The organism is Flavobacterium sp. RSP46, from assembly GCF_003984825.1.
Classification (GTDB): Bacteria; Bacteroidota; Bacteroidia; order Flavobacteriales; family Flavobacteriaceae; genus Flavobacterium.
Genome location: NZ_RYDM01000003.1, coordinates 64,443 through 89,254, shown reverse-complemented (window position 1 = coordinate 89,254; position 24,812 = coordinate 64,443). Strand labels below are relative to the sequence as shown.

At 36.4% G+C, this 24,812-nt stretch carries 27 protein-coding genes; 1 reads left to right on the top strand and 26 read right to left on the bottom strand.

Annotated elements, in window-relative coordinates:
* The first annotated feature begins 5 nt into the window (after positions 1–5).
* Positions 6–428 (top strand): SufE family protein, encoded by a 423-nt coding sequence (locus tag EKM01_RS06655; protein ID WP_126462366.1) that lies wholly within the window; start codon positions 6–8, stop codon positions 426–428.
* A gap of 366 nt (positions 429–794) precedes the next feature.
* On the opposite strand, the gene EKM01_RS06650 is transcribed toward EKM01_RS06655, so the two are convergent.
* From EKM01_RS06650 to EKM01_RS06530, 26 genes are all read right to left on the bottom strand, one after another.
* Positions 795–1,487 carry a hypothetical protein gene (locus EKM01_RS06650; protein ID WP_233589305.1) on the bottom strand — a complete coding sequence of 231 codons (693 nt, stop codon included), beginning with the start codon at positions 1,485–1,487 and terminating at the stop codon, positions 795–797.
* Positions 1,488–1,499: 12 nt separating this feature from the next.
* Positions 1,500–3,305, bottom strand: coding sequence for a molecular chaperone DnaK (dnaK, locus tag EKM01_RS06645; protein WP_126767502.1), 1,806 nt, complete (start codon positions 3,303–3,305; stop codon positions 1,500–1,502).
* Between the two features lie 4 nt (positions 3,306–3,309).
* Positions 3,310–3,657, bottom strand: coding sequence for a gas vesicle protein K (locus tag EKM01_RS06640; protein ID WP_231507434.1), 348 nt, complete (start codon positions 3,655–3,657; stop codon positions 3,310–3,312).
* Between the two features lie 5 nt (positions 3,658–3,662).
* Entirely contained in the window at positions 3,663–4,421 is a 759-nt protein-coding gene (locus EKM01_RS06635; protein ID WP_126462360.1) for a GvpL/GvpF family gas vesicle protein, read from the bottom strand.
* A 2-nt stretch (positions 4,422–4,423) separates the two neighbouring features.
* Positions 4,424–4,627, bottom strand: coding sequence for a gas vesicle protein (locus tag EKM01_RS06630; protein ID WP_126462357.1), 204 nt, complete (start codon positions 4,625–4,627; stop codon positions 4,424–4,426).
* Positions 4,627–5,421 (bottom strand): GvpL/GvpF family gas vesicle protein, encoded by a 795-nt coding sequence (locus EKM01_RS06625; protein WP_126564007.1) that lies wholly within the window; start codon positions 5,419–5,421, stop codon positions 4,627–4,629. Before EKM01_RS06625 ends, EKM01_RS06630 begins: the two co-directional genes overlap by 1 nt.
* A 12-nt stretch (positions 5,422–5,433) precedes the next feature.
* The gene (locus EKM01_RS06620) at positions 5,434–5,715 is read right to left on the bottom strand and encodes a gas vesicle protein GvpO (RefSeq protein WP_126462352.1); all 282 of its coding nucleotides are present in this window, start codon (positions 5,713–5,715) and stop codon (positions 5,434–5,436) included.
* A gap of 12 nt (positions 5,716–5,727) precedes the next feature.
* Complete coding sequence (locus EKM01_RS06615) at positions 5,728–5,955, bottom strand: gas vesicle protein GvpG (protein WP_126462349.1); 228 nt, start codon at positions 5,953–5,955, stop codon at positions 5,728–5,730.
* Position 5,956: 1 nt separating this feature from the next.
* Positions 5,957–6,739: a GvpL/GvpF family gas vesicle protein gene (locus EKM01_RS06610; RefSeq protein ID WP_126554227.1), complete on the bottom strand. Its 783-nt coding sequence runs from the start codon at positions 6,737–6,739 to the stop codon at positions 5,957–5,959.
* Positions 6,740–6,806: 67 nt separating this feature from the next.
* Positions 6,807–7,580, bottom strand: coding sequence for a GvpL/GvpF family gas vesicle protein (locus EKM01_RS06605; RefSeq protein WP_126462343.1), 774 nt, complete (start codon positions 7,578–7,580; stop codon positions 6,807–6,809).
* A gap of 1 nt (position 7,581) precedes the next feature.
* A complete protein-coding gene (locus EKM01_RS06600; RefSeq protein WP_126568584.1) occupies positions 7,582–8,622 on the bottom strand; it encodes a GvpL/GvpF family gas vesicle protein in 1,041 nt (346 codons plus the stop codon).
* A 121-nt stretch (positions 8,623–8,743) separates the two neighbouring features.
* Entirely contained in the window at positions 8,744–10,897 is a 2,154-nt protein-coding gene (locus EKM01_RS06595) for a CDC48 family AAA ATPase (protein ID WP_126561993.1), read from the bottom strand.
* A 166-nt stretch (positions 10,898–11,063) separates the two neighbouring features.
* On the bottom strand, positions 11,064–11,999 hold the full coding sequence (locus EKM01_RS06590) for an ArsA family ATPase (RefSeq protein ID WP_126462333.1): 936 nt from the start codon (positions 11,997–11,999) through the stop codon (positions 11,064–11,066).
* A 4-nt stretch (positions 12,000–12,003) separates the two neighbouring features.
* Positions 12,004–12,522, bottom strand: a complete 519-nt coding sequence (locus tag EKM01_RS06585) for an Hsp20/alpha crystallin family protein (RefSeq protein WP_126462330.1) — start codon at positions 12,520–12,522, stop codon at positions 12,004–12,006.
* A gap of 29 nt (positions 12,523–12,551) precedes the next feature.
* The gene (locus EKM01_RS06580; protein ID WP_126462327.1) at positions 12,552–12,857 is read right to left on the bottom strand and encodes a gas vesicle protein; all 306 of its coding nucleotides are present in this window, start codon (positions 12,855–12,857) and stop codon (positions 12,552–12,554) included.
* A gap of 16 nt (positions 12,858–12,873) precedes the next feature.
* The gene (locus EKM01_RS06575) at positions 12,874–13,188 is read right to left on the bottom strand and encodes a hypothetical protein (RefSeq protein WP_126554233.1); all 315 of its coding nucleotides are present in this window, start codon (positions 13,186–13,188) and stop codon (positions 12,874–12,876) included.
* Positions 13,189–13,214: 26 nt separating this feature from the next.
* Entirely contained in the window at positions 13,215–14,141 is a 927-nt protein-coding gene (gene gvpN, locus EKM01_RS06570) for a gas vesicle protein GvpN (protein ID WP_233579299.1), read from the bottom strand.
* A gap of 22 nt (positions 14,142–14,163) precedes the next feature.
* Positions 14,164–14,289 (bottom strand): hypothetical protein, encoded by a 126-nt coding sequence (locus EKM01_RS14920; RefSeq protein WP_255416378.1) that lies wholly within the window; start codon positions 14,287–14,289, stop codon positions 14,164–14,166.
* A gap of 56 nt (positions 14,290–14,345) precedes the next feature.
* Positions 14,346–14,663 (bottom strand): hypothetical protein, encoded by a 318-nt coding sequence (locus EKM01_RS14550; RefSeq protein WP_158614853.1) that lies wholly within the window; start codon positions 14,661–14,663, stop codon positions 14,346–14,348.
* A gap of 75 nt (positions 14,664–14,738) precedes the next feature.
* The gene (locus tag EKM01_RS06560) at positions 14,739–15,806 is read right to left on the bottom strand and encodes a hypothetical protein (protein ID WP_126462322.1); all 1,068 of its coding nucleotides are present in this window, start codon (positions 15,804–15,806) and stop codon (positions 14,739–14,741) included.
* A 51-nt stretch (positions 15,807–15,857) separates the two neighbouring features.
* Positions 15,858–16,487, bottom strand: coding sequence for a hypothetical protein (locus EKM01_RS06555; protein WP_126462319.1), 630 nt, complete (start codon positions 16,485–16,487; stop codon positions 15,858–15,860).
* 130 nt (positions 16,488–16,617) lie between these two features.
* Positions 16,618–16,824 carry a gas vesicle structural protein GvpA gene (gene gvpA, locus EKM01_RS06550; RefSeq protein WP_126462316.1) on the bottom strand — a complete coding sequence of 69 codons (207 nt, stop codon included), beginning with the start codon at positions 16,822–16,824 and terminating at the stop codon, positions 16,618–16,620.
* Between the two features lie 649 nt (positions 16,825–17,473).
* The gene (locus EKM01_RS06545; RefSeq protein ID WP_126554235.1) at positions 17,474–18,865 is read right to left on the bottom strand and encodes a sigma-54 dependent transcriptional regulator; all 1,392 of its coding nucleotides are present in this window, start codon (positions 18,863–18,865) and stop codon (positions 17,474–17,476) included.
* Positions 18,866–18,867: 2 nt separating this feature from the next.
* The gene (locus EKM01_RS06540) at positions 18,868–20,349 is read right to left on the bottom strand and encodes a PAS domain S-box protein (RefSeq protein WP_158614852.1); all 1,482 of its coding nucleotides are present in this window, start codon (positions 20,347–20,349) and stop codon (positions 18,868–18,870) included.
* Positions 20,350–21,159: 810 nt separating this feature from the next.
* Positions 21,160–22,425 (bottom strand): YaiO family outer membrane beta-barrel protein, encoded by a 1,266-nt coding sequence (locus EKM01_RS06535; protein WP_126767499.1) that lies wholly within the window; start codon positions 22,423–22,425, stop codon positions 21,160–21,162.
* Positions 22,422–24,812 carry an LTA synthase family protein gene (locus EKM01_RS06530; RefSeq protein WP_126767496.1) on the bottom strand — a complete coding sequence of 797 codons (2,391 nt, stop codon included), beginning with the start codon at positions 24,810–24,812 and terminating at the stop codon, positions 22,422–22,424. Before EKM01_RS06530 ends, EKM01_RS06535 begins: the two co-directional genes overlap by 4 nt.

The window sequence follows — 24,812 nt, the reverse complement described above, 5'->3', positions numbered from 1 at the left end:
TAGAGATGAAAACAATAGAAAATATAGAGCAGGAACTCGTGGAAGAATTCTCGGAGTTTGAGGACCTGTTTGATAAATTCGGATACCTGATTGATTTAGGTAAAAATCTAAAACCATTAGACGTTTCATTGAAAACGGATAACTGTATGATAAAAGGATGCCAGGCACATGTGTGGTTATATAGTGAATTAAAAGATGGTAAAATTATTTTTTATGCAGATGCAAATGCCGATTATGCTAAAGGGCTTGTTGCCATGTTGATTCATGTACTTTCGGGGCATACACCTGATGAAATTATTAAAGCCCCGCTTAATTTTATTGAAAGGATAGGATTTAAAAGCATGCTTTCGATGAAACGTGCCGGAGGATTGGAGAGCATGATAAAGCAAATGAAACTTGATGCGGTGGTTTACAAAGCCAAGGATTGAGCTACTTTCTTAACCTAATAAAGAATTGAATTAAATCCTGAAATTATTGGAAACAAAAAGTTTTGTAGGAAGTATTGGTGTAGTATAATATTTTTCATCTTAGGGAAAAGGATAACCTTTTGTTGGAGTAGCTTTAGATACTTGGAATATGTGGACGGAATGACAAGATGGGGTAGGAGCTTCAAACCCAACATCAGGAACAACATACAATTTAGTGCAACAACCTTGGGTAAATAAAGATTATTTATACAACATAACAAATAAATGTAATAACTATTGATAAAAAAGTGGAGAGCCAAACCCAGAATTTTGATTTGTTCTCTCCATCATCAGATACTAAATAAGGGCTTTGTTAATACCCTGCTGTCACTTGCTCACTATAGGTTTTATGAGGTACTGAGAGAGTTCTTCAAAACGTTGTTTTTTTATAGCATAGAACGGAAGGAGTTTTTGGTATTCCCTTACTTTATGGATTTCTTTTTGTTCATTTATTCTTATATCTTTCGGCAGTTTATCTAAAATATTATGATAAGCCCCAAGAAAGATTATACCCGTTTCATTTGGGCCGAGTGTTGCCGCAATCCTGCCAGCAATATACTCATCCCGTTGATTCAACAGTTTGGATCGGCTAATTTTAAACCTAATAATCCTGATCAGTTTCATGATTAATGGGCCGGAAGAGGGTATCAATTTTAGCATTTCCAATTCTTTTTTAACCATCGAAATATCCTCGGTTCGCACGATAATAGCTCCCCGTTTGACCAGTCTTGAAATAATTTCATAGTTCTTACTTCCTGCCTTTACGCTATCTTCCATGATTTTTATTGCGATCTCTCCATCCGCAACCATTCCATCCTGGTATATTTTTACAACTTTTCCGCCAAGCCCAATAGTATCACAATATTGGCTTATTATCTCCCAGTATTTGTTAACGGTATCAACATGTGTTTCCCAAAATTCTCTCCCAAATTCATCAATACCCTTCTGGGTTAGCTCGGCTGCCATGGATCCCATGTCGGCACTTGTATGAATGATGGGAACATATATTAGTGTCTTCATTGTGAAAGGTTTTTAGCTTTGATCTATACTCAACTCTTCACTAGCCAATTGGCATACGGTACTCAGAGTTTCCATAGCCTGTTCAATATCGGTAAAACTTCGGTTTTTAATCGCTGATTTCAACTCTTCAAGTGCATTTTCAATAGCAGCTTTTTTGTTACCTGGAATTGTATCCCCAAATTCCTTTAACTGTTTTTCCGTTTGGAAGATCTGAGTGTCGGCTTGATTGCTTTGAACCACCTTTTCTTTTGTCTCTCTATCCGAAACAGCGTGTTGCCTGGCTTCCTCCTTCATCCGGTGAATATCCTCATGCGAAAGTCCGGTAGAGGCCTCAATGCGAATCTGCTGCGATTTGTCAGTTAACTGATCTTTGGCAGTCACATGAAGAATGCCATTAGCATCAATATCAAAGGTAACTTCGATTTTAGGAATACCCCTATGGAATGGCGGAATTCCATCAAAATGAAACCTCCCGATGCTCTTGTTATCGTTAGCCATTGGCCGTTCTCCTTGTAATATGTGTATTTCTACAGAGGGTTGGTTATCAGCAGCCGTAGAAAAGACTTCTGATTGCTGAGTAGGAATGGTTGTATTGGCTTCGATCAGCCGTGTCATCACACCACCCCGGGTTTCGATACCTAATGAAAGCGGTGTAACATCAAGTAGCAATACATCTTTTACTTCGCCAGCAAGAACTCCACCCTGGATGGCAGCGCCAATAGCGACAACTTCATCTGGGTTAACACCTTTGGAAGGTTCTTTCTCGAAAAAGTCACGCACAATTTTTTGAACAGCAGGTATTCTGGTTGATCCGCCAACGAGGATGATTTCATCTAAATCGGAGACCTTCAATCGGGCATTCTTAAGTGCCTGCTGACAAGATAGAATAGTTGACTGCAACAGGTTATCAACCAACTGTTCAAATTTGGCACGGGTAAGCTTCTTTACCAAGTGCTTGGGTATGCCTTGAACCAGCATAATATAGGGTAGGTTAATTTCAGTTTCCATCAATCCAGACAATTCGATCTTTGCGTTTTCGGCCGCCTCTTTCAACCGCAGAAGTACCATAGAATCTCTAAGGAGATCTATACCTTCGTCTTTTCTGAATTCATCAACCAACCAGTCAATGATCAGCTGATTAAAATCATCGCCACCAAGGTGAGTGTTCCCGTTGGTAGATTTCACTTCAAAAATACCATTTCCGAGTTCGAGTATCGAAATATCGAAAGTTCCGCCACCAAGGTCATATACTGCAACCTTAATATCTGTATGCCTTTTATCCAATCCATAGGCAAGAGCTGCCGCCGTAGGTTCGTTAATAATACGTCTGACTGTAAACCCTGCAATCTCACCAGCCTCTTTGGTTGCCTGCCGCTGTGAATCGCTGAAATAGGCAGGAACGGTAATCACCGCCTCCTTGATCTCTTGTCCAAGGTAGTCTTCAGCTGTTTTTTTCATTTTCTGAAGAATCATAGCCGAAATCTCCTGAGCCGAATACAGTTCCCCGGAAATGTTTACACGGGGTGTATTATTTTCGCCTTTTGAAACCTGATATGGCAATCTGCTAATCTCTTTCTCAACCTGATCGTATGATTCACCAATAAACCGTTTAATGGAAAAAATCGTGTTTACTGGATTGCTAATGGCCTGACGTTTTGCCGGGTCACCAACTTTACGCTCACCACTGTCAGTAAATCCTACTACAGAAGGCGTTGTTCTGTTACCTTCACTGTTAAGGATTACGACCGGTTCATTACCTTCCATAACAGCTATACAGGAATTTGTGGTTCCTAAATCTATACCTAAAATTTTACTCATTATATTACATTAAATTGCCTAATGGGCCAAGATTGATGTTTAAATCCCTGTCGGTAAGATTAAAGTGCTTTTTCAGCTCTTCCATTTTTAGTTCAAGTTTCATAAGGGTTTCACCAAGCCGTTCAATCTCATCTTCAGTCAATGATCCCCCGTCAACTCTGCGCATAGCTTGCTTTTCAACCAGTTTACGAATGAGTTCAACCAGGGTTAGTACCAGTTTTGCCAAGCCGGAATCAGCATTGTCTGGGCCTAGCTTTAGCCTGGATTCTTCATTGTTTGTTAGTTTCCCGATCTCCTCCGAAAGCTCATCAAGCGATCCGGTATTAAACAGTATTTTATTTTCACTTATCATACCGATTATTTTATGGCGATTTCAACAAAATTATACGGAGGCCAAGGTCCAGTCAGGACAAAGTTAAGCCTTGGATATTGGTTTTGCAAATCCCCAATTACATGAATTAGTCCATCTTTCCGCTCCATATCAAGTAAGAAAACGGCATCAATAATAGCTGTTGTTGTTATTGCCCTTTTTTTGAATTTATTGACGGTGTTTAACCGGAAAAGGTATCCAGTGATCATTTCAATGACCGAATTAACATAAGTTAGCATCAATTCCTCAAGCCTGTGCTCTTTAAGTTTTTTATCCAGATAATCCTTGTAAACTGAATTTTTGATTTCCGTCGCAGAATTCTCGGTTGTTTGGGTATCTGCCTCTGATTTTATCTTCAGTTCTGATTTTAATTTTTCGGAATCACAAAAAATCTTTAGCCCAAATTCATACTTATTTTCAACTTCCTGGAGATTTTGTTGAAATTCATGGTAGTTTCTTTCGAGCATTTTATTAATTAATTCGGCTGATTCCATTATTGAGCCATATCGCATGGGAAGAACTGTAAATTGTTGCGCAAGGTTTTCGATCACACCTGCATATTCAATAGCATTGGATCTATCTGCAATTAATTCAGCTCTTTTTACATCGCTTACTACAGCAGTAATTTCACCAAAAGAAACAGCACATAAGTCAGAACCAGAAATGCCCTTCATCCCAACCAGCAGAGCATTTAACTTCTCTGGATTTCTTTTTACGGATAATATGGAATAAATCATTTTTTTCATTTCTACAAAATTATTGGCTTTCCAGACTTTAACTGCTCCATGGTTTCAACAGAGCTTAGAAGCAATTTCACTCCTACATATACCAGGTCGATATCTGCTACTGAAATTATAATATCCCCACTGAGGATAACCCCTTTGTTCAATACTCTGTCAAGCAATTCAAGCATGGTAATGTCTTTAGACCGGTCGATTACATTATTGTGCATTATTGTTTTTCTTTAATGGAAATAAAACTAAATGGTGGCCAGGGACCGGTTGCTTCAATAATAAAGCCGGAATCCCCTTCTTTTTTTTTCAATGTTTCAACTGTACTTATAAAATCAGCAACTTTGTTTTTACTTACAAGAAAGGTGGTATTGAGGATCATGGTCTCTTCTCTTCCGGTAAACGCTTTCGGGAGTAGATTGTTGAGGCTGGTTGATTCGCTCAGTTTTTTAAATTCATCATAATATTTCTGTCCGTAGTTCTTACAAATCCTGTCCATCTCATTTTCGATTAGGTCAGTTTTTTTTCTTCCCAGCAAAAAGGCTTTCCCAGGCGAACTTTCCATAATCTGCTTTTCAAGCGCAGCAGCTTCCTCGCTTAATTCGTCAATTTGCTCGCACAGTGTTTTACGATCGCAATAAATTTTAATCGACCATTCTTCCTTTCCCTCGATATGATTGAAGCTTTCAATCAATGAGTCAGCATAATCAATAATGAAGGTTTTCAAACTGGCTTTAGTATGATAGATGGTGCCAAATTTAAAAGGAATCACAGTACTCTGTTCCATAATCATGCTGATTACCCTGATATGATTCCGTGCGTTTAATTCCGCCCACTGAATATCTGATAAATTCTTTTTGAAATTTTCTTCAGAGAATTCACTTTTGGAAACATATTTAACGATCACGTGAAAATCATCGAACATAAGTGATTCCACTGTACTATACCCCATGCCCGTTATAAGCCGGGGAGGAGTACGTGATATGCAATAAACATATATCAGATCATTTATCATGACAGAAATTTGTTAATTAATATATTCGTCAGTGCTATCTATTCCTTCCAAGGAACCATGCCGTTCGAAGGATGTAATTTCAAGATTTTCATCCAGTTTGACCGCATAGAAAAGCCGCACTTTTTTTGACGGAAGATCCATTGATTTTAGAAATGAATCGTCTTCATATACCTCTGCCACAGCATTCCAGATTTCTTTCACTTTTTCAATTTTTATGACCGTTACATCATAACTTTTGATGTTCTCTCTCAGGAACTTAATCACTACTTTTTTAACTTCAATAATGTTGCTCATATTTTTTACTCCTTATTTATCTTTCCTTATATTTTCCAGTAATTTCAACAATTCATCTTCTCTTCTGTCATATTCTTCTTCATCAATTTCATCCAATTCAAATTTCAACTGTAGTCGCATCAGTTTTTCTTTGACGGAGCCTTCATCCGACGTTTCCTTCTCAACAATCTCATTGATTTTATTAGCGATAAAAACTACTCCTTTTAGGGGTGCTAACAGTATGCTATCGATTAAAAACATATTATATTCCTTTAGTGTTTATTACAAGGGTGACAAAATTATAGAGAGGTAATGTTCCTACATATTTGAAGGTCATAAAGCGGCCAAATTTCTCCTCTAAATCATTCACAGCTTTATCAAATGCAGATTCAGCTAAGTTTTTAACAAGAAAGGCAACATTGATAATCATCATTTCTCCGTAGCTATCGTTTATTTTTACATCAACAGAAAGTGGATTTAAAATATCGAGAATGCTATTTTTGTAATTTTCCGTCTCCTTTTTGAGTGCTTCTGCTACCATTTCGCCTATTTTCATGCGCTGGTAATGGCTTTTATCGGCCGGAAGACTCATCAATTTTCCCCTGAGTAACCTAATTTCGTCATATTTTTCAATGATACTTTCATATATCACAGCTTCCTTTGTCAGTACTTTGAGACCCAGTTCTTTCTTGCCTTCCATTTTAGTAAGTAAGTCATCAAATTTTTTGTAATCTTTCTCAAGAATTCTCAGGATACCAGAGTCATCGTTATGTTCGGAAATAGTTGAAAACCGAACAGGAAGAACCGTAAATTGTTTCATAACCTCTTCAAGTACTCTTTCGTGAGTGATCATGTTTATTCTTCGGACTTCGTATTCGATGATCGGCGAATTACTGACGATAGCACTAATATCTTTAAAATTTATCCCATAAACCAGGTCCGTCCGTTTACCCATACCAATCGGACCATAGTCTAATGGATCTGAATGCCTGATAATCCCATAAATATATTTTCCTTCTTTCGGTATATCAACTTCTTTTTCCATAAAATCCTTCAGATATGTTGTTACTATTTTATTAATTAATCTGCGTCATCAGCGTTTTGTTTTTCTATTACAATTCCCATTTCTCTGGAAATATTTTCAGGTCAATAAAATTATAAATAGGTAAGGCAGCTGTATATACAAAATCACTTCGGTCCTCGTATCTGGCACCAAGGTCGGCCATTATGTGGTCAAATTCGATCTCCCTGCCACTATTCACCAAGAATGCAGTATTCATAAACATGGCATCACCATTTGTTTTGTTATGTTTATACTCGAATGCTGATCTGCGCAAAGCATCGATAATCGTTTCAGTTTCCTCTACTTTCTTTTCAATCAGTGCATCTGCTACTAGATTTCCGGCATCTGCAATTTCCATGTTCTTCCTTTCCTGATCATGTAGTTTTTCAATTTCGGTCATTATTTTTTGTAGCTCAACGTGTTCCTTGTCGATCTCTTTGTATATCATTCGCATGTTTTTCCATGTTCCTCTCACATTAAGCTCCACTTTATTTTCAAACTGTTTGAGCAATTCCATAAATTCGTTGTATCTCCGGTTAAGTAGATTTCGTATTTCGTTAGGAGTTGCCGCAATGGTGCCAAACCTAATGGGAAGTATGCTCTTAAATTCCTGCATCACCACTTCTATAACCTTTTGGTGTGCAAGCATGTTTTCTGGATTAGCCACTACCGTGTTAAGGGGATGATCACTCACCACCATACACAAGCCATCGAAACTGATAGTGGAGACTAGGTCGCCGCGTCCGCCTATTCCTATTGGACCCAGATTGATGTCGTAATCCGTTGCAATGATGCAATAAATATATTTCCCGTCACGTTGCATATTATTCCTTTATTTTTATCAAAATCAAATTTTCATTCACTTTTTGTTTTCCCTTAAAGGTTAAACTCTCTTTTGAAGATTGCCTTTCCGCTTCTGAATATTCGAGCAATGTATGATAGGCTTTATTAATCCTATTGAAATTTTCCTTATTATGATTATTCTGATTTGCATCGGGATGAAATTCTTTTGCTTTTTCCTGATATGCCCTTTTTATTTCAGAGTCAGAAGTTTCTATTGTTAAGCCAAGTTCTATTTTTGCCTGTGCCACATTCTCCTGATCTAATTCTTTAACTTCAATAGTATAAAAACTATAGCAGGGCAAGGGTCCAACCAATTTGAAGTTCAACAAGCCTTTGTATTCTTCATCAAGTTGGTCAATTATCTGTTCAAATTTTTCTTTTTTATTCCTGTTAATGAGAAAAGCAGAGTTGGCCACCATTTCGTCATTCATCACCTCATGTGATTTTATATCGAGACTGATTGATGACAGCGAATCCAAAATATTCGTTTCAACCTTTGTGTTTTTTTCTTTTACTTTTTCCTGAACTAGCATCCCTATTTTTATCTGGTCGATTTGTGAAAGCGTATCTGTCTTTTTTAGAATATCATCTCTTATTGCGATGATCTCGGGGTGGTTTCCAATCTCTATGAGGGTATTAGAAAAATCAGCCCAAGTAACCACTAAGTCAATTTCTGTCAGGGTTTCAATTTTATTTAGGGTATCAATAACTAAATCATGGCCATTTGCAAGTATTTTAATAACCTCTTCCTTTGAGTTTACAATCGTACCGAGCCGCATAGGGATAAGCATGTTGAATCCTTTCTCCATGAGTTCTTCTATGGTTTTTTGATGATGAACCAGCAAGTATCCCAAACTTTCCCTGTCTAAATAATCAATGTGTGCACTCTCCCTGTCGGAAACAATGGCAGATATATTTTGGAAGGGGATGGCATAAATCCCTGAATTTTCAAATGATTTAAATATATCCGTACTGTAAAAATTCGGCACTATTCCATAGATGTATATTCCTTTTGTTGTCATTTTATTAGTTTATTGGTTGATCGGTTTATTGGTTGATATTAACTAGTTTCCTTGACGTTTGCCAAACTTCCATATTTTCAAATGAATATTTCATAAACGCCTTAACTTATCAACCTTTCTATCAACCTTTTTTCGTTGAATTTTGTTGTAATACCAGCCCGATCGCTTCTTCGAAATGATTCTCCATGATGATGATTTCTCCGGTAACTTCCTTCGATTTTCCTTTGCTTTTATCAATCAATTCTCGAATAGCAAGCATGGCCGCTTTACGACAAATAAATTCGATATCTGATCCGGTGAGGCTTTCTGTTTTCAGGGCCAGTTTATTTAGGCTTACTTTTTTTCCAAGTGGTTTATTCCGGGTATGAATACCGAATATTTTTTCCCTTGTTTTTACATCTGGGAACGGCAATTCAAATATCAGATCGAACCGGCCACTTCTTAGCAAAGCTGGATCAATTAAATCGATTCTGTTGGTAGCGGCCAGCACAATCACTCCTTTCAGGTCTTCAATACCATCCATTTCGGTAAGGAACTGGCCAATCACTCTTTCGATTACCCCGGAACCTGAACCGTCACTACTGCGTCTGGGGGTTAGGCTATCTATTTCATCCAGAAACAAGATACAAGGCGATGCCTGTTTTGCCATCCTGAATAATTCTCTTACCCCTTTTTCCGATTCACCGATGTAGCGGCTTAAAATTTGTGGCCCTTTTACAGAGATAAAATTAACTCCGCTCTCGCTTGCCAGCGCTTTTGCCAGGTAGGTTTTACCTGTGCCAGGTTTCCCGTGAAGGATAATTCCCTTGGGAGGTTTGGTATCGGCTTTTTTAAACAGGTCGTCATATATCAGTGGCCACTCTACGGTTTCCTTTAAAGCCTCTTTTATTTCATCGAGGCCGCCAACATCATCCCATTTCACATTGGGTACCTCCACAAAAACCTCCCTTATGGCCGAAGGCTCTACTTCTTTCATCGCGTCAAAAAAGTTATCCATGGTTACTTCGAGCGACATCAAAAGTTCGTAAGGGATTTCGGCCATCTCGAAATCGATTTGTGGGAGTATTTTCCGCAAAGCAGTCATAGCGGCTTCCCTGGCTAAAGCTTCCAAATCAGCACCCACAAAACCATGGGTAATTTCTGCTAGTTTTTCCATATCTACATCCAGCGACAAAGGAATTCCCCTAGTATGGATGTGAAGAATTTCCAGCCTGCCTATTTTATCGGGAATAGAGATAGAAATTTCGCGATCAAAACGTCCCGGCCTTCTCAATGCCGGATCAATGGAATTAGGAATGTTGGTTGCGCCAATTACAATGACCTTCCCCCTTGATTCCAATCCGTCCATAAGTGATAATAGTTGGGCGACAACACGCTTTTCAACCTGTTTTTCGCCACCCATATCTTCCCGCTTGGGCGCAATAGCATCAATTTCATCAATAAAAATGATGGATGGTGCATGTGCCTGAGCCTCTTCAAAAATTTTCCTTATCCGGCCTTCACTTTCCCCATAAAATTTCCCCATGATCTCCGGACCGGAGATGTTGATAAAATAAGCATCTGTTTCATGAGCCACCGCTCTAACGATGAGCGTTTTCCCTGTTCCAGGAGGGCCATACAGAAATACACCTTTGGGAGCCTGAACACCAAGACGTTCAAAAATTTCAGGATACTTCAAGGGCAGTTCTATCATCTCCCGAATGCGCTGTACCTGATTTCCAAGTCCGCCGATGTCTTCGTACGAAACCTTACTTTTATTTTCTCCTTCTTGCTTGGTCAATTCAAGCTGAAACGTGGTATTTGGGTGTATCAGTACCACCCCATCAGGGTTGGTGCCGGTTACGGTATAATTAACCGCCCGGGAACCAAAAAGGGTGGCTCTCACTTTATCTCCTTTTGTTACCGAAAGACCATTGATGAGCGAACCAATATATTTTGCGTCATCGGCCTTAAATAAAGAACCAGAGTTTGTATCAGGTTTGAGTTTTATTTTTGAAGCCTGGCGGCAGGTAGTTTTAATGATCTTCACTTTTTCATCAATCCCAGCCTGAGCATTTTCTCTGGTAATGCCATCAATCTGAATAATACGTTTGTCCCTGTCTTCTGGAAAACAAGGCATAATCTTAACAGGCGTGGCACGTTTGCCTTCTATAACAATCACATCGCCACTTTCCAAACCCATCAACTTCATGTCTTTTGGGTCAATCCTAGCAATTGCCCTTCCAACATCCTTTACCGGGGCTTCTTTTACACGTAATATTATTTCGTCTTTCATTTTCGTTGATAAAAGGTTGGTGAAAAAGTTAATATGTTGGGTTATTTATTTGTTGATAGGTTTATTGATTTATAAGTTTATTTGCTCGATATTTACCAGTTTCATTGGCGTTTTCCAAACTTCAAAATTTTCAAAGGGACATTTCATAAACTCTTCAACCGCTTTATTAACTTGTCAATACTTGTCTCAATTTATCCAACGCTTCCAGTCCTTTAATTTCTTCAGCAAATTTTGGCACTTGAACTATATTTAAATTGCTAAACGTTTTTTTAATCTCTTGTAAATAAGGTAATTGATTAGCCTTTACTCTTTTGCAAAAATCACCATCATCCGAAACCATTACATTGTTCACGATAATCTGCCTCGCAATTATTCCGGATGCGCTAAGATCAGCAAGCAGTCTGTCTGTTTCCATGGTAGCCATCGCTTCGGGGATACATACAGGAATAAATTCACATTTGGTTTTATCCCGCAACAGGTTTTGGATTCTTTTTACTATTTTTTTCAGGCTGAATAACAATGCGTCCACCTCATCCTGTTGATAGGACCCCGAAAAACTGGTAACCATATAGCGGTATTTCCATCTCATTCTGGCTGCAACTTTTATCCAATCATCCAATAACTTTGGAGATGAAATCAATCGCAATGCATGCCCGGTGGGTGCTGTATCCACCACATATTTATCGTATCCACCTTCTTCAATAAAATCAATGATGGTTTTAAAACTCATCATCTCATCAATGCCGGGTATTGATAAGTCCAGCATTTCATCGATGTCCTCGCTGTCAAGATTTGTAGAGGTATCAAAAAGTTTTTTCAGCTCATTCCGGTGTTCTGTTTTAAAATTGGAAAGTGCTTTGTCGGCATCTACTTCAAGGGCCGACATGTTAGCTGTACCGTCAACATTTACTACTTTAAAACCAATTTCTTGTTCGAGACAATCTGATACGGAATGAGCCGGATCGGTAGATATAAGTAGCGTTTTAAAATTTTTAGATAATGCCAGGGCAGTAGCTATGGCACAAACACTTTTTCCAACACCACCTTTTCCTCCGAAAATAATGAGTTTTAAGTCCTTGTTTTCTAAGCACTCAAGTGCCATGATTTTATTTTTTAATATTGATTTCAAGGATACCGTTGATGAATTTGTGACTTAAATTTTCTTTAATGACTTTTACCGGAAGCAGTAATTCTTTTCGGTATGTTCGGCTTTTGCTGATCGCAGAAATTTCAAGAATGTCTTCCTTCAAGTCGATTATAAGGTCATTTTCCTCTATTCCAGGCATTTCGGCAATGACAACAATTTCATTCTCTTCATCAAAGATGTCTGTTATCGGTTCCCGCTCTTCATCTACTTTAGGCCCTTCGGGTGTTTTTTTTATGTTCCCGAAAGTTTCCACTTTTGGGGTACCACCACCTGCCGTGTTGATGGTAAAGCCATAAACGCCTTTCATGCCTTTTTTGATATGATCAAAATTGATCTCCCCTTCCTTACTTATTCCGGCCTTTTCTTCGAGCTTTCCCGCAAGGTCAACCAATTTTTCGATGCCTTTGAACAAACCGCCAAGCCCGAAAATTTCAAAATCAGCTTCGTCTCTTTTTCCTTTATTTTTATCGTTTTCCATTTTATTGATAATTTATTAGGTTCTGTAAATTATAATGGTTTACTAATAGCTTCAAGCTTTTCCAGACGAGCCTCTAAAGTTTCATGCTGTTGCATCAGCTCTTTTTCTCTAGCTTTAGTGGACAGGTAAGTATCTTCCTGCCACCAGTTGATACCCATCTCCATGGCCTTGTCAACTGAACAAACCAGCAGTCTAATTTTTATAGTAAGTAAATCAATATCAGCTATTTGTATCTTAATATCACCTGCTATTACAATCCCTTTATCGAGTACTCTTTCAAGAATATCAGCAAGGCCAGTCGCATTAATTGAATGGGTGGGTTGTGTTTGTGACATAATAAGCGTATTGTTTTTAATAGTCTATCGACATGGTTTTAAAATTCGGTTTCTCCTCATCTTTGTTTGTTTGATAGCTTTCTGTCCTATCTGGATTTTGGAGCAGTATAGATTGTCCATTATAAAACTCTTGAATTTCGTTTAGCCTAATTTGAATGATATTAAGTCTTCGCGAAATCAATATTTCTTCGCTTCGCAAACGAGTTCTTTCCTTTTCAAGCATATACATTTTTAAAAAATCAGAACCTTCATTATTTGAAATGGCTGATTTTTTTGTATTGTACATTGTTTTGATACTTCCAATCCCTTTTACTGCACTTGAAGTTGGCATAATATATTATATTAGTTGATGGGTAATTAGCAATTTTTTTCGATCAGTTCATTAACAATTAATCTAACCTTTTCCTGATTGGTTTTTGAGCCAACCCTGCTGGTTTCAGAAGTAAGTATATCCTGACATATTAATCTAAACATTTCGTTGTTTTTAGAAGGAGTTGCATTTATGGTTGCCAAAGTTTTTGCAATCATAATAGAGCCACGAACGGTTGGGTCAAATTCTGTTTTCCCAGATTCGCGTAAGCCTCTCACAATCTTTATGATTTTTTCAGCATCGTCCAATGTAAGGTTTGATTTAGCCCTGGTAATCTGTAACTCAGTTTCGTAATCAAAATGATCGAGATCCATGGTTACCATCCTGTCGCGCAATGCGTCCTGAGTCCGGTTAACACCCGCATATTCTTCAGGATTTGAAGTAAAGATGGCACGAAATTCTGGATGTACTTTCATATAATAATCCTCTTCTTTTCCTGCCGAGGTGCTCATCATTTTTTCCTGAAGGATGGGCAGTAATATATTATTAGCTTCGGCACGTGAGCGAGTAAATTCATCATAAATAAGTGTGAAACCATTTTTAACTGCTATTGTTAAACGATTATTCACCCATTTTTTTTCCATGTCTTCCTCAACTTTGTGAACACTATGTATAAATCTATCGTCTAATTTTTTAAATCTATATCCAGACTCGCTACCAACCAGATCGGATGTTTTATACTCCGCATCGCCATGAATAATGACTACTGGTCTTCCAATTTTACTTGCTAAATGCATAGCCACAGTTGTTTTTCCAGTTCCAGATGGGCCTCTGAAATGTACTGGAAATCCTGCTTTTATGTAGGTAAGACTACGCTCTGTAATATCTTTAATGTACGCTGTCTCAACAAAATCCGACATGGGCTTAGGTTCAAGGACCGTGTTAGTTTCATTGTTCATTATTTTATTCTCCATAATTTTCACCTTTATTATTTGATTAAAACTCCTGTTTAGGTAATTGTTCCAGAGTCAATTTCCAAATGTTCCTCGCCTCTTCAATGTCTTGTATCATTCTTGCCCTTGTTTTTACAAATTCTTCCTTGCGGGCATAATGCTTAGCCATGGCCTCTAATCTTTTCGTAAGACCTTTCCTTATTGTGTTGCTGGTATTGTTCATTGTTAATTACCTTCATATCCTTTGCCTTTACAACGTGTACAAGGCAAGCCGTCATTTGATTTTCCTGTACCCTTACATTGCGAACATTTTGTATTGCTTTGGCAATAATTACTTCCCTTTCCACCACATACAATACAAGGGACTCTGGCTCCCAGCGGATTTTTACCTGTACCCGAACAAAAAACACAGGCTATTGCAGGATTCTCCACTTCAACCTGCCCAGTTCCTTTACAAACCTGACAACCCGACATTGGTGAGAGTAAATCATAAGGATCCTTTCCAAGACCATTACAAAATGTGCAACTGATTGTTTTTGACATGGTTTTTATATCAATTATAAATTAAAAATGCTGAGTTGAAGAAAATGCCCCACAACTCTTGCTCAGTACAGGATATTATTTTATCGGGAAGTAAATATTTTCAACTTTTTGAACTTTCCCCTCATCTAATAAATTTTTAGCTACAAACCCAAGCTTCATGCGTGTTTCTCCCAGTGGCTCTTCCATTTCTGAAATTCTTACACCTTGTGGATGGTTGTTGATATAATCCGTTACTTTCTCTTCCAAAGTTATTGGGATTACTGCTTTGGTTTCCACTTTTTGCTGTACTTCAACCTGAATTACCTTTACTTCTTTAACTGGAGTTTCTATTTTAACTTCTTTTTTTTCAATTTTTTTAGCTACTTCCTTAGGCTGAGCAACAACTTTATTTCGTAATTGAGTAAGAATTTCCGACATTTTTTTCCATGATGCTGATGCATCACCTCTGTCTTTCGCATAATCACCAAGTAGCGCTTTAATTGCTTTTTTAAGGTTTTTCACATCATTTTGGATCCCTTTCATTACTACATCAAATTCCTTAAGCCTTGCTATTTCGCCGTTAGAAAGCAAATTATGAGTATATGTGAAAATCCTTAAAATCTCTCCATTTATACCTTTCATAAGGATGGAAAATTCTTCAAGCCTGTCCGTTTCGCTTTTCTCAAGCAAACTATGGGTATATGTAAAAATATCTGAAACTTCTGTATTTATGTTTTTCATAAGGCTAGCAAATTCCTTGAGCCTTTCTGTTTCGTTAGTTTCAAGCAAATTATCCGTGTAAGTAAAAATCTCTGAAATCTTATTGTTGATACTTTTCATAAGAGCAACAAATTCTTTCATTCTATTTTTTTCACCCTCATTTAACCCTGCTCTTAGAGCTGTTGCCATATTCTTATTTTCTTTACTAATTTTTTTCAAGGAAATATCTGAATCTTTTAACCGTTTTTGTTCGTCCTTTTCAAGTTTTACTCTTAAAGCTACAGCATTGGCATTTAAAGCCACTGACATCTCTTGATGATCCTTTTGAAATCCATCAAGGGTTTTTTGTACTTCAATTACAAGCTCTTCATTTTCCTTGTTTCTTTTTTTGAATGAAGCAAGTATGTCTTCGCTTAAATTTTTCATTTCTGATGATAGTCTCATTTTTTATTTTTTAATTATTAATGAATATTTAATTCCCTATGGTTATTTACCCTATTGGATACTTGACATAAGGCCTTGATTCTCTTTAATTATTTGATCTTTAACTTTTTTTATATCCTTTACCAGAATATTATCGCCTTTTTTAAGTAAGTTTTCAAGGCATTCTATCATACTGTTATGTATTTTCTGAAAATTCAAGAATGTTTTCATTACCTTTTCCTTTCTCATTTCCTGTAGTTTGGGGATTTGAGAAAGCTGCTCTTTGATGATGCTTATTCTTTCCAGCGCATCTGGTGAGGTAATGTCTTTAAGACCTAACAGACCATTCTTAAGCGATTGGGCAGTTTCTTTCTGGGTTTCAACAAAATTCAAAAACTGGCTTTCGGCTTCGCTTCTCTTTTCATCGATTATATCAAAAATACACGACATTATTGTATTGTAATCTTTTTTTCGCAGGGAGCCATTTTTTGCCAGAGTTTCGCTAAGTCTGGAATTTAATATCTCTATTTCCTTTGTAAGTTCGTTTAGAGAATTATTGACATTCCCGAACAAGGAATAAGATGATTCTGTAATATTTTCGGATGATTGAAAGACAGTTTGAATTTTTTGAATCCGGCTTTCATAAGATGTTATAATATTGTCAAAAAAACCATCTATATTTAATTCAGGTTGAGTATTCATTGTGGTTGAATAGGTTGATGAAAAATAGGGATTGATGAGTTTGAAATAGAAATTCTTGGTAAATCATGCTTCCGAGCATTAATCCGTAAGGATGATTTAGCAAGAACACCTATTTTTTAACTACAAATGCCTAAGCGGCTTTAGCAGTTAATCCAATTGCTTCTGCATACTTTAAGTATGTTTCAACTGAGGCAACAACGATTCTTGCTTCAATAGCAAGTAACTCAATACCTACCAACGAAACTCTTACCCAGGCATCAACTACAACACCCTTGTCCAAGATACGATCAATAACCTCTACGAGGCTAGATGATCCAATTGTTTTTTCTACTGCCATTTTTTATTAAATTAAGTTATTAATAAAACCGTGCTTTACAAATTAGAGAGACGGCTTACCTCTTGTTCTGAGCGTATTACAAGTAGTGTGCCGAAAAGTAAGTAAACAGGAATATTGCATTGTATTATACAGTACAGTATGCTGTAATTAAGGTATATAGGTGTTTATATAAGTGATAGGAACGATATATTGTTGCATATTATAATGTCAAACCTTCAGTAAAGACTGGGGTTGAGTTAAAAACAAACAAGACATTATTTCAATATCATTAATTAATTGTGATTTTTTATAAAAAAAATAAATTATATTAATATATTTTTTACGAAAAGATTAGTAAAAATGGATAATAATTGAAATTATCGCACACATGTGCGGAAATGGGAGAACTTCATCTGGTAGGCAGGCTCTCAACAAATGGTTAAGTGCAATTAACTTCGTCAGTTACATTATCCACAAAAAGGTTAACGAATTCAACTTACAAAACGGATAGGTAAATTTGTAAGTCCGAGACTTCCTGAGTCAAGGAGCATTCCTAACCTGACCGTCCTTCCCGAATCTGATAATAACATTGACCCTTCCCAGACCTGATCTGAGATCTCCTGAATTGAATGATACTTTTTATATCAGAAGAATTGTTGGTTATCGTTTTTTACTCTTCGTTTTTATTAACAGATATATTGTACTTTTTCATTTTTCGCAAGAGAGCATCGCGGGTAATTCCCAGCATATCAGCTGCAGCCGTCTGATTGCATTTGCAATTTTGTAGAGCTTTACGTACCATTTTAATTTCGTGGGTTCTCAGATTGACTGAATCAGAATGAGCTTCCGATGAGGATGTTTTTTGCGATTTTACAGGGAAGTCATTTATCCCGAGCAGGTTGCCTTTGCAAAGAATGAGGGCCCTTTCGGTCATATTTCTCAATTCTCTGACATTTCCAGGAAAATCATATTTTAGGAGCGCATCAAAAACCTCTTTGGAGATATGAATGTTTGGTTTTTTAAATTTCGTTGCATAGTCATCAACATAATGGATCAACAGAGGTTTGATATCTTCTGGCCTTTCCCTAAGGGGCGGAATATGTATATGCAGTGTATTGAGCCGGTGAAGCAGATCGAGCCTGAATTTTTTTTGCTCCACTTTTTTATAAATATCATGATTGGTGGCAGAAATAATCCGGAAGTCAGTATGTATCGGGTTTGTATCCCCCACCCGGGTGATTACCTTTTCTTCCGTGGCACGCAGAATTTTCGCCTGTAGGTTTAATGGCATATCTGCGATTTCGTCAAGAAATAGGGTACCGCCGTTACACACTTCAAAGTAACCCATTTTATCGGAGATGGCACCGGTAAACGATCCCTTTTTATGGCCAAAAAATTCGCTTTCCAAAAGTGATTCTGTAATGGCACTACTATTAACGGCACAAAAAACAGGATCCTTCTTTTCGCTCGAATAATGTATGATTCTGGCAATATTTTCTTTTCCGGTTCCACTTTCGCCGGTTATCAGCACATTAGCATCGGGATAATTTGCGGCGATGATGGCTTGTTCAAATACATTCAAAATCTGTGGGCTGACTCCGATAAACTGTCGGTTGATTTTATCTTCGAGGGTTTTGGATATTAATGAGTTCTTTTCTTCCATCTGCTTCAGCCTTCGTTGCATCTGAAGATATTTTCGGGTACGCTCAATCGCAATCTGAATGTCAATAAACCGGAAAGGTTTGCGCAAATAATCGAATGCCCCAAATCGCATGGCTTTGATCACCGTATCCATATCGCCATGAGCCGAAATGACGATGACTTCCATCTCAGCGTATTGGATTTTTACCTCTTTCAGAATATCAAGGCCATTCACACCAGGCAACCGCACGTCAAGGATTAAAAGATCAATTTTATTATTTTTTAATACTTTTTTCCCTTCTGCGGCTGTGTTGGCCTCATAAAATTCAAAGTCTGAATCCAGAAAAAAACCAATCAATTCTTCTGTGAATTGCTTCTCATCATCAATGATCAAGATTTTTATTTTCTCTTTTTTTTCCATTTTTACTTTTTCTTTTGAGTATCCAAAACTAGTTTTATTTTCGTTCCATAAAAATGATCGCTCGTTATGTCTATGGTTCCGTTCATTTCCTTGATTATCTGATAACAGATTGATAATCCAACTCCGGTTCCCTTTCCTTCATCTTTTGTAGTATAAAAAGGAAGTAAAATATTATTGATATCGTTATTTCCAATGCCAATACCATTATCTGTAACTTCTACGATTAGAAATTGATTCTGCTGATACGTTCTGATCCCAATGAGTGTTTCAAAATAATCTTCCTGTATGCTTTGCTTTTCTTCTATTGCATCTTTGGCATTGGCCAGCAGATTAATAATAACCTGCTCAAATTTGTAGGTATTGCCAACTATATGAGGAATTTGTTTATCAAGTTGGAGGTTCAGGTTGATTCCAAGGTGTTTCAACTGTTCTATTGATATAGTAACGGCATTTTCGATGCTTGAATTAATATCGAAAGCTGTCAATATGTAATCGCTGTCGTTTCTTGAAAATGCCCTGATATGATCTATAATGTTCCTGATCCGGATTATATTTTCAAAAATTTTGCTTGATTTATTTTCAAGGAATTCAATGTTGATAGTTTCGGTTTTGGCAGACTCAAATAAAATCTTATCCATTACCATAGAAATGATATTTAATGGCTGGTTGATCTCATGTGCAATACCTGTGGCCATTTCTCCAAGGTTGGCCATCCGGTCGGCATGAAGTTGTTTTGCCTCTATCTTCTTACGTTGTGAAATATCACGGATGATGATCATGAATGATAAGGATACCCCATCCGGGTCCTGTATTAAAGTGACACTCGTTTCACCGGCAAATAACGATTGATTTAGCTTTCTAATTTTTAATTCAATATTTTGTGATAGTCCTTCATTCATTGTCTTTTCAATGATTTTTCTTATCGTATTTTTTTCATCAAATGGAATGAATCGGAAAATTTTTTTGCCTACCAAATCATCTTTGGTATCGGTGCCAAATAATTCAAGCCCGATTTCAGAAACCTCAGTAATGACTCCTTTCATATTGATTAATAAAATACCATCGGGAGATGCATTTAGCAAGGTTTTGTATTTTCCTTCGCTTACTTCCAGCGCCTGCTTGGCCTGTATGTGATTGGTAATGTCATGGACAACAGTAAAACGGCATTTTTTATTCCGGATATATACATTATCTGCCGATAACAGCACATGCTTCACATCTCCATTCTTCGCTATCAGATTTGCTTCCAGGTTAGATACTTTTTCATTGGCATCTATCTTCAAGTATAGGGTATTTAGACTTTCAAGTGTTAAAACACCAAATTCCACAGATGCTTTACCTATGACTTCATTTTTATCAAATCCGAGCAAATTGCAAAATGCGTCATTCACTTCAATATATTCTCCTGTAACCAAATCACTTAAACTACAAGCAGATGGATTGTGATGAAATATTTTTAAAAATTTTTTTTCTGATAGTTTCATTTGAGATATATCTTTAGCTGACTCTGAAAATGATCCGTTTACCATGCCAAACACTCTGTGATACCTTAGTTTCCACAAAAATTTGTATGCCGGACTTTACAATAAATGGTACAGAACAAAAATCTGGCGTTCCGTTTAATATTTCACAAGCAATTCCGTCTATTTCATCACAGCGTTTGGGCGGATGAATCATGAGAACTAATTGTATTAAAAGTTCTTTTCTTACATAGCCGTGTCTCGTCCTGAAAAAAAAATACACTTATTGATTAAAAATCCTACTGCAAATCTATACATTTAAATTAATCCTGAATATCGTTTATACTATTTATTTCGACTTTACTCAATAACAAATTGGATAAAGATAAAAATTTTGGCATCTGTAAAAGCTTCTGAAATGAAGAATTAAACCAGCTGAATATTTATCAAGTTATGGTGCTTGATAAAAAATATTGATTTGCTCGGATGTTTTTCCTTTTAAACTGCGTTTAAAGCGAATCATACTATTTTCAATCATTTACTTAAATTAATGTTTGTCAAGTGGAATTTTTTTTAATAGGTATTTGATTATTAATATTTTGCACTATAATATAACATATAAAATACATCAAAAAAAAATATTTTTGATGTATTGCATTAAAATGCTTCAAAACACATAATCTTAAAAAAGCAGAATCGTTTTTAACAAAAAGCAGTTTTTCAGCATTTGTTTTATTGGTTTTTAGAAACAGTGAGTTCGATTTTTTATACATGAAGAATCCTTCTTTTGAAGCAAAAAAAGATTTGGAAAATTAAATTAGAAATGGGAATCGGTTATTTGAATTTTAATTCCCATGAAAGTACTAGAGAATAAATCCAAAAGAAATTTCCTTGGTCAAATATTATTTCTTGGTGTGTAACCGCTAATTGTGTTCCCCAGGCATTTTGCTTATTAGATGAGGTAAAATAATACCCAAGATTAATTCTTTGGGCTTCTAAGGCGACAAATTTAGCTGCATTTTCATCAATAGCGAACTGATTAATTTCCGGAGAGAAACCCATACTAACGGCTACTCCTAAATAATTATCAGCGTCACTTCGGTATTTTCTATAGGTAAAAGTCCCGGATATACTGGTTCCTGTTACTCCGGGAGTAAAGTAAGGACGGAAAGATAAATAACTGTTTCCGGTATACCAGCCCAGAGATCCAGTATAAATATTGGTGGTAGTATTGTATTTCAAGGTGCGGAATCCTAGGGAAATTTCAAAGCTTTTAGGTAGTGATTTAAATAATTCAGCACCATATTTTATATCTGGAAACAAAAAAGTACTGGCGATGCCAAAATTCACATAGGCATATAGTCCTTTTGTAATTTTTGGGTATAAATCTACTTCATATTGCACTCCATTTTCGTTGAATCTCCTGTTGAAATTTACTCTTCCTATGATGCTTCCGTATTTCGTTTGCCGCCTGTACATTAGCGCATGGTATTGCATTGGATCAAAAACATCGGAATAAAGGTCTACGGAGGAAGTTATTCCTATGGCATTTTGGCTCAAGCCATTGTTTAAATTCGCCTTGTAGTCTTTGGCTTTCTGATCCTCCGGATTTGTATCTAATAGGAGCTGAATCGTGCTTAATGCTTCTAATGTATTATTGCTGTTTTCTTGTGCGCTCGCCTTCAAATACAATAGTTCAGTGTCTTTTGGAAATATTTTTAAAGCATTATTTGTCATTTCTAATGCGGCAAATGGCAAATCTCCCCACAATTCATTTTTTATGGCAGCTATCCAGGTAGTTTTATTCTCAATGTCTTTTTCGAGGACATAATTAAATTCTTTTCTTGCTTTTTTATAGTCGCCGTCCCAAGAATAGGTTGTCGCTAAAAAAGAGCGGATATCATGGTAATTAGGATATGTTGTCAAAATGAATAACAAGGTGTCTTGTGCCTGCTTGCGTTGTTGATTAAAAGCTAAATTGCGAGCAATTTCAAAAGAAGCATCAGGATCTCCCTCAAATTTAGTTTCTTGTGCGGACATTTGAAAGCCGCAAAAAAACAGGGCTAGAAAAAGTAGTTTTAGCATTATTTTTGAAATCATTTTTTCAGATTTTTTTTAAAATTAGAGTATTCTTTATTTTTAGGATATAGTATCAATAGGCTATCAATCAGTGTGTTTGAATTTTTTAGATTGTGAATTCTATAGTATGCTTGTGCCAGTTTATAACCCAATTCTGCATCATTTATTTGATTACCCAATGCTAGCTTGCCAATTGCGACCCCTTTATTGTTTTGCCCTAACCACCAATACACATCCATCAGTGCTAAATAGGCATCGCTATAAAAAGGGGTTCTGTTGATAACTTCCAATAATTCTTTTTCGGCGTTTTTATAATCGCCATCCCAAGCTAACGTTCGGCCTTTGAGTGTTCTTACTTCGCCATAATTAGGAAGTTCATTCAAGATGTAATCACATAATAATCGGGATTTTTCACGCTCTTTTGTAAATGCTAATTCTCTGGCTAAAAAGAAAACCTGATCACGATTCAATCCTTTTGTTAATTTTTTAATGGTCAAAAATTCTTCAGCAGTAAACGTATAAGCAGGTTTCTTAAAGCTTGTAGCAGCCTTTGTGATTTTATTCTTTGTAGTTAAATAAGCATTTAATTTTTTGAAATCAGTAAAAAAATTGCTTATCGTTTCAGTCATGTCGTTATTTGCTTCACTAAGATTTAAATTTTTATCAATCTTAAATACAGTCCCATCAGAATAGAAATAGTCCTTATAAATATAATCATTGATGCTTCCTTTGTATCGCATCAGCGGAATGCTATGGATATTTCTGAATTCTCGCACGGTGTCGAGTCCCTGACCAAGCCAGGTCGTTTTTTCTAATGGATTAAATTCATAATTATTTGTCAAAAAAGAAATTAAACTTGGAGTAACATCGCTATGGGAAGAAATAGATTTGAATGTTGCCGTTTTCTTCAACATGGGGCTGTAAATGTAAAAAGGAACATGAAAACGGGATAAATTATCTTTTTGAGGAACTGGAATTAACCTGTGATCCCCCGTAATAATAAAAATGGTGTTTGCATACTCGGGTCTTTTAGCATAGGCTTGCATGAAATTCTGTATCGCATTGTCTGTGTACAACAAACACGCAAAAATATCTTTGTAATCGTTCCATTTGTCTTTTTCAAAATATGATTTGGTTTCTAAAATGCGTTCTACTTTTTCTAAATACGCTTTTTTAGAAGGAAAATTAAAGGGTTCGTGATTGGTAAGCGTCATGATGATATCCAGGCGAGGTTGTTTAGTATCTTTTAATTCAGATAATGTTTTACGAAAAATCTCCGCATCAGGATAGCCCCAGGAAAAACCGCCTGCATTTTTCTTTGTTTTTGTATATCCTGGGCCAAATTTATCGATATCTACAATTTTATCGATACCATTGTATTCCAGGAAATTACTTTTTTTGTCAAAACTGGAGTCATCACCACAAAAATAATTGGTAGTGTATCCATTTGATTTCAAAATACTGATTAGTGAATTGTGCTTGGGTAAGGGATTCAATTCCATAAAGCCATTTTTTCCAAACGGCAACGAACCTATTAATGAAGGGAGTGCGCCAAATGTTCGACCTGCATTGCTCACGAAATTCTCCCAGTAAAGCGATTTTGATACCAAGGCGTCAAGGTAAGGCGTGAAACCTTTATAATCGCCATTGTTAGTAAAATCGCTACCAAGTCCTTCAACAATTATAAAAACCACGTTTGGTTTCTCTTTTTGAATGTTAAAAAACGAAGCCAGGACATCTTTAGTTTCTTCAGAGGCTCGTTCTAATGGGTATTCTTTCTTAAAAGAGAAGTCGCCTTGAGACGCTAAAGCGATGTCATTTTTAGCTCTTAGAATATCACTCAACAAAAAATTTAATTTGTTTTGAGAAGCAGTTTTATTGCTATTGGCAATTAATAAATTCAAACTTCCAAAAAAGAATACCACTAGAAGTAAAATTTTTGTGTTGATTTTATGTCTAAATAAATGGAACAACCAGTTCAGTCCCCAATACATTGCAGGTATAACTACAAAAGGTAAAAATGTCAGCAAGGATAAGGATAAAGATGCAGAAACAGTGGTGTACATATCACTCAATGAATAACCTAGAAGGTCTGCTCCAAGATTGATATGAGTGGTAAGGCTGTATCCCGTTAATCCAACTTGGATGAGTACGATACTGGAGAATAGTATTCTGATAACCAGTATTCCAATAGTATTTTTTATATATTCTAATCCTAAATACAGTGGAAAAAATAATATTCCGAGGAGTATTCCCGTAAAAAAATCATTAAATACTTTATAAATAAATGACAGTAATTCAAAATTTTTGAATACATCAATGAAACTCAACAGACAAAATATAAGGATCAACGAAACCGTAGCGTAAATATATTCTAAACTTTTTTTATAAGTAAATTTCGTTTTCAT

What these genes read in the sequence shown, in the direction of transcription:
- EKM01_RS06625 (WP_126564007.1), bottom strand. Translation starts at nt 5,421, where the DNA reads ATGATAAATGATCTGATATATGTTTATTGCATATCACGTACTCCTCCC.
- EKM01_RS06600 (WP_126568584.1), bottom strand. Translation starts at nt 8,622, where the DNA reads ATGACAACAAAAGGAATATACATCTATGGAATAGTGCCGAATTTTTAC.
- gvpA (WP_126462316.1), bottom strand. Translation starts at nt 16,824, where the DNA reads ATGGCAGTAGAAAAAACAATTGGATCATCTAGCCTCGTAGAGGTTATT.
- EKM01_RS06595 (WP_126561993.1), bottom strand. Translation starts at nt 10,897, where the DNA reads ATGAAAGACGAAATAATATTACGTGTAAAAGAAGCCCCGGTAAAGGAT.
- EKM01_RS06620 (WP_126462352.1), bottom strand. Translation starts at nt 5,715, where the DNA reads ATGAGCAACATTATTGAAGTTAAAAAAGTAGTGATTAAGTTCCTGAGA.
- EKM01_RS06530 (WP_126767496.1), bottom strand. Translation starts at nt 24,812, where the DNA reads ATGAAAACGAAATTTACTTATAAAAAAAGTTTAGAATATATTTACGCT.
- EKM01_RS06635 (WP_126462360.1), bottom strand. Translation starts at nt 4,421, where the DNA reads ATGAAAAAAATGATTTATTCCATATTATCCGTAAAAAGAAATCCAGAG.
- EKM01_RS06545 (WP_126554235.1), bottom strand. Translation starts at nt 18,865, where the DNA reads ATGGAAAAAAAAGAGAAAATAAAAATCTTGATCATTGATGATGAGAAG.
- dnaK (WP_126767502.1), bottom strand. Translation starts at nt 3,305, where the DNA reads ATGAGTAAAATTTTAGGTATAGATTTAGGAACCACAAATTCCTGTATA.
- EKM01_RS06630 (WP_126462357.1), bottom strand. Translation starts at nt 4,627, where the DNA reads ATGCACAATAATGTAATCGACCGGTCTAAAGACATTACCATGCTTGAA.
- EKM01_RS14920 (WP_255416378.1), bottom strand. Translation starts at nt 14,289, where the DNA reads ATGGCTAAGCATTATGCCCGCAAGGAAGAATTTGTAAAAACAAGGGCA.
- EKM01_RS06605 (WP_126462343.1), bottom strand. Translation starts at nt 7,580, where the DNA reads ATGCAACGTGACGGGAAATATATTTATTGCATCATTGCAACGGATTAC.
- gvpN (WP_233579299.1), bottom strand. Translation starts at nt 14,141, where the DNA reads ATGGAGAATAAAATAATGAACAATGAAACTAACACGGTCCTTGAACCT.
- EKM01_RS06655 (WP_126462366.1), top strand. Translation starts at nt 6, where the DNA reads ATGAAAACAATAGAAAATATAGAGCAGGAACTCGTGGAAGAATTCTCG.
- EKM01_RS06585 (WP_126462330.1), bottom strand. Translation starts at nt 12,522, where the DNA reads ATGGAAAACGATAAAAATAAAGGAAAAAGAGACGAAGCTGATTTTGAA.
- EKM01_RS06555 (WP_126462319.1), bottom strand. Translation starts at nt 16,487, where the DNA reads ATGAATACTCAACCTGAATTAAATATAGATGGTTTTTTTGACAATATT.
- EKM01_RS06580 (WP_126462327.1), bottom strand. Translation starts at nt 12,857, where the DNA reads ATGTCACAAACACAACCCACCCATTCAATTAATGCGACTGGCCTTGCT.
- EKM01_RS06610 (WP_126554227.1), bottom strand. Translation starts at nt 6,739, where the DNA reads ATGGAAAAAGAAGTTGATATACCGAAAGAAGGAAAATATATTTATGGG.
- EKM01_RS06615 (WP_126462349.1), bottom strand. Translation starts at nt 5,955, where the DNA reads ATGTTTTTAATCGATAGCATACTGTTAGCACCCCTAAAAGGAGTAGTT.
- EKM01_RS06560 (WP_126462322.1), bottom strand. Translation starts at nt 15,806, where the DNA reads ATGAGACTATCATCAGAAATGAAAAATTTAAGCGAAGACATACTTGCT.
- EKM01_RS06540 (WP_158614852.1), bottom strand. Translation starts at nt 20,349, where the DNA reads ATGAAACTATCAGAAAAAAAATTTTTAAAAATATTTCATCACAATCCA.
- EKM01_RS06650 (WP_233589305.1), bottom strand. Translation starts at nt 1,487, where the DNA reads ATGAAGACACTAATATATGTTCCCATCATTCATACAAGTGCCGACATG.
- EKM01_RS06575 (WP_126554233.1), bottom strand. Translation starts at nt 13,188, where the DNA reads ATGCCAACTTCAAGTGCAGTAAAAGGGATTGGAAGTATCAAAACAATG.
- EKM01_RS06640 (WP_231507434.1), bottom strand. Translation starts at nt 3,657, where the DNA reads ATGATAAGTGAAAATAAAATACTGTTTAATACCGGATCGCTTGATGAG.
- EKM01_RS06535 (WP_126767499.1), bottom strand. Translation starts at nt 22,425, where the DNA reads ATGATTTCAAAAATAATGCTAAAACTACTTTTTCTAGCCCTGTTTTTT.
- EKM01_RS06590 (WP_126462333.1), bottom strand. Translation starts at nt 11,999, where the DNA reads ATGGCACTTGAGTGCTTAGAAAACAAGGACTTAAAACTCATTATTTTC.
- EKM01_RS14550 (WP_158614853.1), bottom strand. Translation starts at nt 14,663, where the DNA reads ATGTCAAAAACAATCAGTTGCACATTTTGTAATGGTCTTGGAAAGGAT.